Raw genomic sequence first — 11,780 nt, 5'->3', positions numbered from 1 at the left:
ATACAAAATCAAGGGATTAAATTGTTATAAAACAAAAGCAGTGACATCAAAAAAAAGAAAAAAACAAACAACACAATGTCTGAGAATAACACAAAAAAACTGGTTGTAAAACTGCATCCAGACGATAATGTATTGGTTGCCTTAACCGATCTTCAAAAAGGCGAAACGATTCATTTTGAAAATGAAACTTACGTTTTACAAGACCTCATCAAAGCCAAACATAAATTCTACATGCAGGATATGAAGCAGGGAGAAGAAGTAAATATGTACGGTGTTTTGGTTGGAAAAGTGCAAAACGATTTGGCAAAAGGAAGTCTAATGACAACCGAGAATCTTAAACATGCCGCAGATCCTTATGCTTACAGAAATGCTTCTTACGAATGGAATGCACCAGATGTTTCTAAATTTGAAAACAGAACTTTTAAAGGTTATAAAAGAAAAGACGGACGCGTTGGAACGGCAAATTACTGGCTTTTTATCCCGACTGTTTTTTGTGAAAACAGAAATCTTGACGTAATCAAAGAAGCATTACACAAACAATTGGGCTATGCTGTAACGGACAAATACAACCAATTTACACACGAATTATTGGAAGGTTATTTGAGTGGAAATGACATTAACGATATCAATATTGAATTAAATCCGACTCCAAAAAACAAACGTGTTTTTGAAAATGTAGACGGAATTAAATTCTTAAATCACCAAGGCGGTTGCGGCGGAACACGTCAGGACGCTTCTACTTTGAGCGCTTTATTGGCTTCTTACGCGAATCACCCAAACGTGGGCGGAATCACGCTTTTGAGTTTAGGATGCCAGCATTTACAAGTTCAGGATTTTGTAAATGATGTAAAAAGACAAAATCCAGAGTTTGACAAACCGTTGTTTATTTTTGAACAGCAACAGACCGAAAGCGAAGAAGTTCTGATTACCAATGCCATCAAAAAAACTTTTGAAAGTTTAATCGAAATCAATAAATATGAAAGAACTGATGCGCCGTTAAGCGATTTATGTATTGGTGTAAAATGTGGCGGAAGCGATGGTTTCAGCGGTGTTTCTGCAAATCCTGCTGTGGGTTATACTTCAGATTTAGTCGTAGCTTTAGGCGGAAAAATTCTTTTGGCTGAATTCCCAGAATTATGCGGTGCAGAACAGAATTTAATCGACAGATGTATTACAGAAGATAAGGCGAAAAAATTCATAGATTTAATGGAGTCTTATGATGAACTGGCTCATAAAGTGGGTTCAGGTTTCCACATGAATCCGTCTCCAGGAAATATCAAAGATGGTTTAATTACCGATGCTATCAAAAGTGCTGGAGCAGCAAAAAAAGGCGGAACTTCTCCTGTTGTTGATGTTTTAGATTATACAGAACTAGTTACAAAACCTGGTTTAAGTTTGGTTTGTACACCCGGAAATGACGTTGAAGCGACAACTGGAAAAGCAGCTTCTGGAGCAACCTTAATTTTGTTTACAACTGGATTGGGAACTCCAACAGGAAATCCTGTTTGTCCTGTAATTAAAGTGGCAACAAATTCTGTTCTAGCAACCAGAATGAAAGATATTATTGATATTGACTGCGGACCAATTATCAGTGGTGAAAAATCTATTGAAGAAATGGGCGAAGAAATTTTGGAATACTGCATCAAAGCGGCAAGCGGTGAAATTATTCCGAAAGCTGTTCAATTAAACCAAGACGATTTTATTCCGTGGAAACGCGGCGTATCTTTGTAAAAGACTATTAAAAACAACTCATAAAAATTTATATCAAATGTTTTCATTACAAAATAAAAAAGCAATTATCACCGGCGGTGGAAGCGGAATTGGAAGAGCGATTTCGGTTTTATTTGCAAAACAAGGAGCTGAAGTTCACATTTTAGAATTGACTGAAGAAAGCGCAAAAGAAACAGTAGAAGAAATTAAATCCGCTGGCGGAAATGTTTTTGCTCATGCCTGCGACGTTTCAAACCACGAACAAGTAAATTCAACTTTCCAAAAAATCGGAAATATCAATATTCTAGTAAACAATGCTGGAATTGCTCACGTTGGAAAAGTAGACACCACTTCAGAATCTGATTTTGACAGAATTATGAATGTAAACGTAAAAGGAGTTTACAACTGTCTTCATGCTTCAATTCCGGCGCTGAGAAATTCTGGCGGAGGTGTAATTTTGAACTTAGCTTCAATCGCTTGCTGGGTTGGAATTCCAGATCGTTTTGCTTATTCTACAGCAAAAGGAGCGGTTATGGCCATGACTTTATCGGTTGCAAAAGATTATTTGAATGATAAAATCAGATGTAATTCTATATCTCCTGCGAGAGTTCACACGCCTTTTGTAGACGGATTTATTGCTAAAAATTATCCTGGAAAAGAAGAAGAAATTTTCGAAAAACTTTCACAATCACAGCCAATCGGCCGAATGGGAAAACCAGAAGAAATTGCAACTTTAGCGTTATTCTTATGCAGTGACGAGTCATCTTTTATCACAGGTTCAGATTACCCAATTGATGGTGGATTTATTAAATTAAATAACTAAAAATTTATTTAGCCACAGATTAAAAAGATTAAAAGGATTAAAAAAAATCTGCTCGATCTGCAAAATCTGCGTGCAAAAAAATAAGCCACGAATTTCACGAATTTCCACAAATTTTAATTCGAGAAAATTTGTGCAATTCGTGGCAAAAAAAATTAAGCACAGTTTTAAAAATCATTTTAATCCTTTTAATCTGTGGCAAAAAAAATACACATTACTAAAAAAATAAAAATATGAAACTTATTAGATTCGGAGAAGAAGGAAAGGAAAAACCAGGAGTTTTACTGAATGATAAAAGATATGACGTTTCGTCTATCGTAACAGATTACAACGAAACTTTTTTTGAAAATGACGGTTTAGCGAAATTAGAAGAAGCTTTAAAAAATAATCCTGCACTACCAGAAGTAAGCGATTCAGTACGTTTAGGTTCGCCAGTTGCGCGTCCTTCAAAAATTATCTGCATCGGATTAAATTATGTAGATCACTGTGAAGAAACTGGCGCTGCAATTCCAGAAGAACCAATTATTTTCTTTAAATCTACGACTTCTTTATGCGGACCAAATGACAATTTGATCATTCCAAAAAACAGTGAAAAAACAGACTGGGAAGTTGAATTGGCTTTTGTTGTAGGTAAAAAAGCAAGTTACGTTTCTGAAGAAGATGCGCCAAACTACATTGCTGGATATTGCCTTTTGAATGATTACAGCGAAAGAGCATTCCAAATCGAGCGTGGCGGACAATGGGCAAAAGGAAAAGGTTCTGATACCTTCGCTCCTCTTGGACCAATTATGGCAACTCCAGACGAAGTGGGAGATGTAAATAACCTAAAAATGTGGCTTACGGTAAACGGAAAAACATTCCAAAACAGTAATACTTCAAACTTGATTTTTAAAATTCCGTTCTTAGTTCATTATTTAAGCCAGTTTATGACCTTGCTTCCAGGCGATGTTATTAGTACAGGAACGCCTCCAGGAGTTGGATTAGGAATTAAACCAGATCCAATTTACATTAAAGCAGGCGACGTAATCGAATTAGGAATTGAAGGTTTAGGCACAAGCAAGCAAACTGCTGTAGCGTATCAACAAAAATAAAATTATGGCAACTCAAAAATTCTATCTGGCTTTAGACTTAAAAGACGACGCCAATTTAATTGCAGAATACAAAGAACTGCACGAAGATGTCTGGCCAGAAATTAAAAAAAGCATTCAAGATTCTGGAATTGAAGTTCTGGATATTTATTGCACAGGGAACCGATTGTTCATGATCATCGAAGCTGATGCCGATTTTTCTTTTGAGAAAAAAGACAAAGCTGATGCTGCAAACGAAAAAGTTCAGGAATGGGAAACTTTAATGTGGAAATTCCAACAAGCTTTGCCTTGGGCAAAACCGGGACAAAAATGGATTTTAATGGATAAAATATTTGGATTATAATTCAAAAAAAAGCCCTGATTATTCAGGGCTTTGTTCTTTTTGCATATTCAATAAATACGCCATATTAGCAATTACGTGATCATGCTTTTTGACAAACGAATTTTCTTCGTTCCAGACATAACCTGCTAAAACAGCACATATTTTTTCTTTTACTTCTGGATTTTCAGGCTGGTGGAAAAATAAAGTCTGAAGATTTCCTGTGTACCATTCTTGAACGTAAGTGGTGAAAACAGCAATTCCGCGTTTCATGTATTGAGTGAATTCCACTTCCCAATCAACAGGAATTCCTTGCGATTCTTTCAAATATAATTTTGCTGCCAGCATTCCAGACTCGGTTGCAAAAGCAACTCCCGAAGAAAAAACTGGATCTAAGAATTCAGAACTATTTCCCGTTAAGGCAAAACCGTCACCATACATTCTTTTTACGGCTCTTGAGTAGTTTTCTAATTTAACTGGCTCAAATAAAAATTCTGTTCCAGCAAATCTTTTAATATAATAATCCGATTTCTGAATGGCATTTCGCAAAGCCTCAGCATTATCTTTATTTTCAGAAAGCGAATTGATAAAATCTGTCGGACCCACAACGCCTAAACTTGTATTTCCGTTAGAAAACGGAATTACCCAAAGCCAAACTTGAGTTTCCAGAATGTCAAATGAAATCTGGGTTCCCTCTACTCCTTCTTCTCTATTAATATCTTTGACATGGGTAAAAATCGAAGAATGCGGATCTAGTTTTGATGGCGTATCCAAATTTAAAAGTCTTGGTAAAACGCGTCCGTAACCACTAGAGTCGATGATAAATTTAGCGTGAATTTCTTTTAAGTTTCCGTCCTTATCTTTTAAAATAGTTTTTGAATTTTTCCCTTCAAAAGAAACTTCCAAAACTTCGGTTTCAAATTCTAAGTCGATTCCTTTTCGTATGATTTCTTGAGCCATTGTATTGTCAAAATCAGCTCTCGGAACTTGCCAAGTCCAATCCCAACCTTCACCAAATTTTACACTAAAATCAAAATTGCAGATTTCTTCTCCTCTGATAAAACGAGCTCCCAATTTCTTTTCGAAGTTCATCGCGTCAAGGGCGTCAAACAATTCTGCCTCAGCAAAATGGTCCATCACTCGCGGAATAAGGCTTTCGCCTACTACAAGTCTCGGGAACTTCATTTTTTCTACAACTTTTACCTTTACGTTGTTTTTAAAAAGATACGATGCCGAAACACATCCAGACGGTCCTGCACCAATCACTAAAACATCAACAAACTCCTTTGTCATATTAGAATTATTATCATTAATTAACCTACATTTGCCATCATCAAAATAACTACATTTATTTTGATAAATAAAATTAAATTAGCGCAACCAAAAACGATTTGATGAATACAATAAATGAATATCTAAGTTTAGCAGAATTTGAAGCCATAATCTTTGGAAAAAACAAAGTTGCCATAAGCGATGTGGTTCAAAATCGAGTAAACGAAAGTTTTAATTTCTTAAAAGAATTCTCAGGAAACAAAGTAATCTACGGAGTAAATACTGGTTTTGGTCCGATGGCTCAATATAGAATTAAGGAGTCAGATCAAATTCAGTTACAATATAATTTAATCAGAAGCCATTCTTCTGGAACTGGAAAACCTTTAAATGCTGAGTGCGCAAAAGCAGCAATTTTAGCAAGATTAAATACCCTTTCTTTAGGAAATTCAGGAGTTCATTCTTCTGTTATTCATTTAATGGCAGAATTAATCAATAGAGATATTACGCCTTTAATTTTTGAGCACGGCGGTGTTGGTGCCAGCGGTGACTTAGTACAATTATCACACTTAGCTTTGGTTTTAATTGGCGAAGGAGAAGTTTTTTATAAAGGAGATAGACGCCCAACGGCAGAAGTTTTCGAAATTGAAGGTTTAAAACCAATTCAAGTAGAAATTAGAGAAGGTCTGGCATTAATCAACGGAACTTCTGTAATGACAGGAATTGGAGTGGTAAATGTTCATTATTCAAAAAAATTATTAGACTGGTCGTTAAAAGCTTCATGCGCAATTAACGAATTAGTTCAAGCTTACGATGATCACTTCTCTGAAGAATTAAATCAAACCAAACGCCATAAAGGACAGCAGGAAGTTGCTGAAAGAATGAGACAAAATCTTTCTGACAGTACTTTAATCCGTAAAAGAGAAGACCATTTATATTCTGGTGAAAACACCGAAGAAATCTTCAAAGAAAAAGTTCAGGAATATTATTCACTAAGATGTGTTCCTCAAATTTTAGGGCCTGTTTTAGAAACTATAAATAATGTCGCTTCTATTCTAGAAGACGAATTTAACTCGGCAAACGACAACCCAATTATAGACGTAAAAAACAAACATGTTTACCATGGCGGAAATTTCCACGGAGATTATATTTCGCTTGAAATGGATAAACTGAAAATCGTTATTACGAAATTAACGATGCTGGCAGAACGTCAATTGAATTATTTATTGAATTCAAAAATCAACGAAATACTTCCTCCATTCGTAAACTTAGGAACATTAGGATTTAATTTCGGAATGCAGGGCGTTCAGTTCGTAGCGACTTCAACAACTGCCGAAAGCCAAATGCTGTCTAACCCAATGTATGTGCACAGTATTCCAAACAACAATGACAATCAAGACATTGTAAGTATGGGAACCAATGCAGCGGTTATTACATCAAAAGTAATTGAGAATTCTTTTGAAGTGTTGGCTATCGAATTAATCACCATTGTGCAGGCAATTGATTATTTGAAACAAAAAGATCAAATTTCGTCTACAACTAAAAAATGGTACGACGATATCAGAAATATAATTCCAGAGTTTAAGGAAGATCAAGTAATGTATCCTTTTGTTCAAAAAGTAAAAGATTATTTGATCAACAGTTAAAAATCTTTATTTTACAGTATTAATATTGAATCTTAAAATCATGAAAAAGTCACTTGTTTTTTTATTGCTAAGCTGCATTCAATTTGTTAATAGTCAAGAATTAGCATTAGTTAAGAAAAATTCTAAAATTGGTTATATCACTAAAGATGGATCTTTTAAAATCGAACCTCAGTATAAATCTGCCAGAAGCTTTTCTGATGGATTAGCTGCCGTAGAAAACGGAGGAAAATGGGGTTTTATTGATTCAAAAGGAAGCTGGGTAATTCCAGCCGATTTTAAAGATGCTAAAGATTTTAACAGCGGAATCGCAGTTGTACAAAAAGACAAAGACTGGGTTTATATTAATACAAAAGGAGAAATTCAAAAAGGACCAACTACGGACAAAGTATTTGATTTTAACGACGGAGTTGCTTTCTTCAGACAAAACAATAAAGTGGGGTTAATCAACAACAAAATGAATGTTGTTTTAGAACCAAAATACGATCAAATTAAACCTTTTGAAAATGGTTACGCGAGAGTTGAACTGAACAAAAACTGGGGAATTATTGATACCAACGGAAAAGAATTGGTTGAACCTGTTTATGCCGAAGTTGGAAATTATTTTAAAGGAACAACTTGGGCTAAAAAAGATAAAACTTTCGGATTGGTAAACGGCGGAAAATTTATTCCGGTTGACGGAGCCGAAAAAATCTGGGATTTTGAAACTTATGATTTGACGTTTGCTAAAAAGAATGGAAAAATTGGTTATATCGATTTAAAAGGAAATTGGGCCATTCTTCCTATTTATGATAAAGGAAAAGCGTTCTCAAAAAATCTAGCTCCCGTTTTAGTAGGAAAAAAATGGGGATTCATTAATCCAGAAGGGAAATTTGTTATTGAACCAACTTACAGCGATGCAGAAGTTTTTAGTACAAACGGTCTGGCTCCTGTAAAAGAAAGCAATTGGGGATTTATCAATGAATCTGGAAAATTGGTTATCCCAACTCAATACGGTATCACTGCAAATGCGATAATTGCAATGTTTGTACAACAGGACAAAGGATTTATTGATGGCGTTGCCCGAGTAAAAAACGAAGGAAAATGGGGATTTCTTAAACCAGACGGAACCGTTTTAGCTAACCAATGGTTTGAAAACGCTGAATTGTTTTCTAAAAGCGCTGAAAAACCTCAGCCAGCTGCAGCTCCTATTTCTGCCGAAAAACCAAAACAAGAGACTAAGCCAGCAGCGAAACCAGCTGCAAAATCAGCACCTAAAAAAAAGAAATAATATTTATCTCCAAATAAATTAGACATTTGCATAAATGAAATCGCATTTTATAAAGCGGTTTCATTTTATGACGAATAAAAATAAACCCTACATAAATGAAGTGTGTATTAGTAACAGGCGGTTCAAGAGGAATTGGAAGTGCGATTTGTAAAAAACTGGCCGTAGAATCCGATTATCATATTCTGATTAATTATCATTCGAATAAAACAGCTGCCGAAGAGACATTACAAGAAGTACAAAAATTAGGCGCGACAGGAGAAATCTTAGGTTTTGATGTTTCTAATTTTGAAAACGTACAAAATGTTTTAACTGCTTGGCAGGAAGCAAATCCTGAAAAATTGGTTGAAGCAATTGTAAACAATGCCGGAATCACAAAAGATGGTCTTTTTATGTGGATGACACCAGAAGACTGGAACGGCGTTATGAATACAAGCGTAAATGGTTTCTTTAATGTTACACAATTTTTTATTCAAAAAATGTTACGCAATAAATATGGCCGAATCGTAAATATGGTTTCGGTTTCTGGAGTAAAAGGTACTGCAGGACAAACCAATTATTCGGCTGCAAAAGGTGCAATTGTAGCGGCAACCAAAGCTCTGGCTCAGGAAGTTGCAAAACGAAATATTACTGTAAATGCTGTCGCTCCAGGTTTTATTAGAACTGACATGACAAGCGATTTAGACGAAAAAGAATTATTAAAACTAATTCCGGTAAATCGTTTTGGCGAAGCCGAAGAAGTTGCAGATTTGGTAAGCTTTTTGATTTCTAAAAAAGCAAGCTATATTACAGGAGAAATTATCAATATTAACGGCGGAATATATTCTTAAAGAATACTATGTTTGCGAAGTTTATTTTTAAGTTTTTTACTTAACAAAAAAAATGCTCGCAAAGTCGCAGAGTCGCAAAGTTTTATTAAAAAAAGACTTTAAAAAATAACCTTTGCGACTCTGCGCCTTTGCGAGATTAAAAAATAAAAACTTTGTGCCTTTGTTTTAAAAATTACACTTTAAGGATAAAAAATTACTTTTGAAAGACGATGAATAGACGAGTTGTAATTACTGGAATGGGAATTTATTCTTGTATCGGAACTTCTTTAGACGAAGTAAAAGATTCGTTATACGAAGGAAAATCTGGTATTCAGTTTGATTCTGAACGTAAAGAATTTGGTTTCCAGTCGGCCTTAACAGGGATGGTTCCGAAAGCCGATCTTAAAAATTTATTGACGCGCAGACAACGTATGAGCATCGGTGAAGAAACCGAATATGCTTATATGGCAACTATAGAAGCATTAAAAAATGCAAACATTGATGATGCTTTTTTTGATGAACACGAAGTAGGTATTATGTACGGAAACGACAGCGTTTCTAAAGCAATCATTGACGCAACAGATATTGTTCGCGAGAAAAAAGACACCGCTCTTATTGGTTCTGGTGCTATTTTCAAATCGATGAATTCTACTGTAACGATGAATCTTTCTACGATTTTTAAACTGCGCGGCATCAATCTTACCGTTAGTGCGGCTTGTGCCAGCGGATCTCACTCTATTGGTTTGGCTTATTTTTTAATCAAAAGCGGTTTCCAAGATATTGTTATAACTGGCGGAGCACAGGAAATCAACAAATACGCCATGAGCAGTTTTGACGGTTTAGGTGTTTTTTCTAACCGAGAAGGGGATCCTACAAAAGCTTCAAGACCTTTTGATACTGGCCGCGACGGATTAATCCCAAGTGGTGGTGGTGCAACTTTAATTTTAGAAAGTTACGAATCTGCCATTGCACGTGGTGCCAATATTATTGCAGAAATTGGCGGTTACGGATTTTCATCAAACGGCGGGCATATTTCTACTCCAAACGTTGAAGGACCAGCCACAGCAATGAAACGTGCACTTGACGATGCAAAATTAGAAGCTTCAGATATTGAATATATAAATGCTCACGCAACCTCAACACCTGTTGGAGATGCTAATGAAGCCAAAGCCATTTTTGAAGTTTTTGGAGAAAAAAATCCTCCTGTAAGTTCTACAAAATCTATGACTGGCCACGAATGCTGGATGGCAGGAGCCAGCGAAATCATTTATTCTATCCTAATGATGCAGCACGATTTTATCGCGCCAAACATCAATTTGGAAACTCCAGATGAAGATGCGTCAAAATTAAATTTAGTTAAAACTACGTTAAACAAAAAATTTGACATATTTTTGTCCAATTCTTTCGGTTTCGGAGGAACCAACTCTGCGTTGGTGGTTAAAAAGTTTAAATTGAACAATGAATAAAGAAGAGATTATAGCAAAAATTAATGGTTTTTTAGTTGATGAATTTGAAGTAGACAATGACGACATTGAACCAAATGCTAATTTGAAAGATACACTTGGGTTAGACAGTCTGGATTATGTTGATTTAGTCGTTTCAATAGAGGCAAACTTTGGTGTAAAACTAGTAGAAGCAGATTTTGTTGGAATTTCTGATTTTCAAAGTTTTTATGACTTAATCGAAACTAAAATAAAAGCCAAATCAGCTTAAATGAGTCAATGGGATGGTAAATCCAAAGGAACTGTATTAGGTTATAAAATATTCGTTTTTTTAATTCAAAAAGCGGGTGTCAAAGCGGCTTATGTCTTACTTTATTTTGTTGCGTCTTATTATTTTTTATTTCTAAGAAAAAGCAACAAAGCCATTTTCTATTATTTTAAAGAAAGACTGCAATACTCCTATTTCAAATCCAAAAAAATGGTTTTCAAAAGCTATTATACTTTTGGACAGACTATTATTGATAAAGTTTCCATTTCGGCAGGAATGCGAAACAAATTTACTTATGAATTTGATGGAATAGAAACACTAAAAAAATTACTTGCCGAGAAAAAAGGCGGTGTTTTAATTAGTGCCCATGTCGGAAATTTTGAAATTGCCGAACATTTTTTGGGAGATATTGATCTTAATTTCCAAATCAATTTGGTTACAACAGATTTAGAGCATTCTGCCATTAAAAATTATCTCGAAAGCGTTTCTCAAAAACCAACTGTAAAATTTATTATCATCAAAGAAGATTTATCTCATATATTTGAGATCAATGCCGCTTTGGCCAATAATGAACTAATCTGCTTTACAGGCGATCGTTATTTTGAAGGAACAAAATCGCTTTCTGAAAACCTTTTGGGCAAAGAAGCCAATTTCCCTGCTGGCCCGTTTTTAATTGCTTCACGATTAAAAGTTCCTGTGGTTTTTGTTTATGTAATGAAAGAACCCAATCTTCATTATCATTTGTACGCAAGAGAGGCCGAAGTCAAACACCGAGACGAAAAAGCACTTTTGAAGGAATATGTAAAAAGTGTTGAAAGCATTCTGCACACATATCCTTTGCAATGGTTCAATTATTTTGATTTTTGGAACGATATAAAATCCTAGGTTTTACTGCGATATTTTTCCGCCACAAATTCACGAATTTTCACTAATCATTTGGAACGAAATTTTAGTTGTGAATTTCACCAATTTAATTAATCTGTTTTTCGTAAAATCATAACTTTTGCACGAATGATAATTCGTGAAATAAATGTCATTCATAATTTAAACAAAATCAATCATCACTGCAGTATTTTAAATAATTCGTGAATTCGGGGCTAATAAAAAACCATTGGTCGAAATAAGAAAATTCGTTTAAATAAATT

Annotated in this window: 11 protein-coding genes; 10 read left to right on the top strand and 1 reads right to left on the bottom strand. The window is 35.0% G+C overall.

Features of this window, described 5'->3' with window-relative positions; all coding sequences use genetic code 11:
- The first annotated feature begins 75 nt into the window (after positions 1 to 75).
- From QLQ95_RS08795 to QLQ95_RS08780, 4 genes are all read left to right on the top strand, one after another.
- A complete protein-coding gene (locus tag QLQ95_RS08795; RefSeq protein ID WP_428237520.1) occupies positions 76 to 1,731 on the top strand; it encodes a UxaA family hydrolase in 1,656 nt (551 codons plus the stop codon).
- A gap of 37 nt (positions 1,732 to 1,768) precedes the next feature.
- Positions 1,769 to 2,533 carry an SDR family NAD(P)-dependent oxidoreductase gene (locus QLQ95_RS08790; RefSeq protein WP_095930657.1) on the top strand — a complete coding sequence of 255 codons (765 nt, stop codon included), beginning with the start codon at positions 1,769 to 1,771 and terminating at the stop codon, positions 2,531 to 2,533.
- A 230-nt stretch (positions 2,534 to 2,763) separates the two neighbouring features.
- Positions 2,764 to 3,621, top strand: a complete 858-nt coding sequence (locus QLQ95_RS08785; protein WP_320494365.1) for a fumarylacetoacetate hydrolase family protein — start codon at positions 2,764 to 2,766, stop codon at positions 3,619 to 3,621.
- Positions 3,622 to 3,625: 4 nt separating this feature from the next.
- Positions 3,626 to 3,961 (top strand): L-rhamnose mutarotase, encoded by a 336-nt coding sequence (locus tag QLQ95_RS08780; RefSeq protein WP_482503447.1) that lies wholly within the window; start codon positions 3,626 to 3,628, stop codon positions 3,959 to 3,961.
- Between the two features lie 18 nt (positions 3,962 to 3,979).
- On the opposite strand, the gene QLQ95_RS08775 is transcribed toward QLQ95_RS08780, so the two are convergent.
- Entirely contained in the window at positions 3,980 to 5,230 is a 1,251-nt protein-coding gene (locus QLQ95_RS08775) for an NAD(P)/FAD-dependent oxidoreductase (RefSeq protein ID WP_482503445.1), read from the bottom strand.
- A gap of 101 nt (positions 5,231 to 5,331) precedes the next feature.
- Between QLQ95_RS08775 and flxA the strand changes: the two genes are divergently transcribed.
- The 6 genes from flxA to QLQ95_RS08745 all read left to right on the top strand — a co-directional run bounded on the left by flxA (position 5,332) and on the right by QLQ95_RS08745 (position 11,520).
- Positions 5,332 to 6,852, top strand: a complete 1,521-nt coding sequence (gene flxA / locus QLQ95_RS08770; protein ID WP_320494361.1) for a flexirubin biosynthesis tyrosine ammonia-lyase FlxA — start codon at positions 5,332 to 5,334, stop codon at positions 6,850 to 6,852.
- A gap of 40 nt (positions 6,853 to 6,892) precedes the next feature.
- Complete coding sequence (locus QLQ95_RS08765) at positions 6,893 to 8,119, top strand: WG repeat-containing protein (protein WP_482503444.1); 1,227 nt, start codon at positions 6,893 to 6,895, stop codon at positions 8,117 to 8,119.
- Between the two features lie 95 nt (positions 8,120 to 8,214).
- Entirely contained in the window at positions 8,215 to 8,946 is a 732-nt protein-coding gene (gene flxB / locus QLQ95_RS08760; RefSeq protein WP_095930651.1) for a flexirubin biosynthesis SDR family reductase FlxB, read from the top strand.
- Positions 8,947 to 9,155: 209 nt separating this feature from the next.
- Positions 9,156 to 10,391, top strand: coding sequence for a beta-ketoacyl-[acyl-carrier-protein] synthase family protein (locus tag QLQ95_RS08755; RefSeq protein ID WP_095930650.1), 1,236 nt, complete (start codon positions 9,156 to 9,158; stop codon positions 10,389 to 10,391).
- The gene (locus QLQ95_RS08750; protein WP_008465907.1) at positions 10,384 to 10,638 is read left to right on the top strand and encodes an acyl carrier protein; all 255 of its coding nucleotides are present in this window, start codon (positions 10,384 to 10,386) and stop codon (positions 10,636 to 10,638) included. Before QLQ95_RS08755 ends, QLQ95_RS08750 begins: the two co-directional genes overlap by 8 nt.
- On the top strand, positions 10,639 to 11,520 hold the full coding sequence (locus QLQ95_RS08745; RefSeq protein ID WP_095930649.1) for an LpxL/LpxP family acyltransferase: 882 nt from the start codon (positions 10,639 to 10,641) through the stop codon (positions 11,518 to 11,520).
- The last annotated feature ends 260 nt before the right edge of the window (positions 11,521 to 11,780 follow it).

The sequence above is a fragment of the Flavobacterium sp. B330r genome (assembly GCF_056824325.1).
Note: the sequence above shows the minus strand (reverse complement) of the source record. Positions and strands in the feature narration are given on the sequence as shown.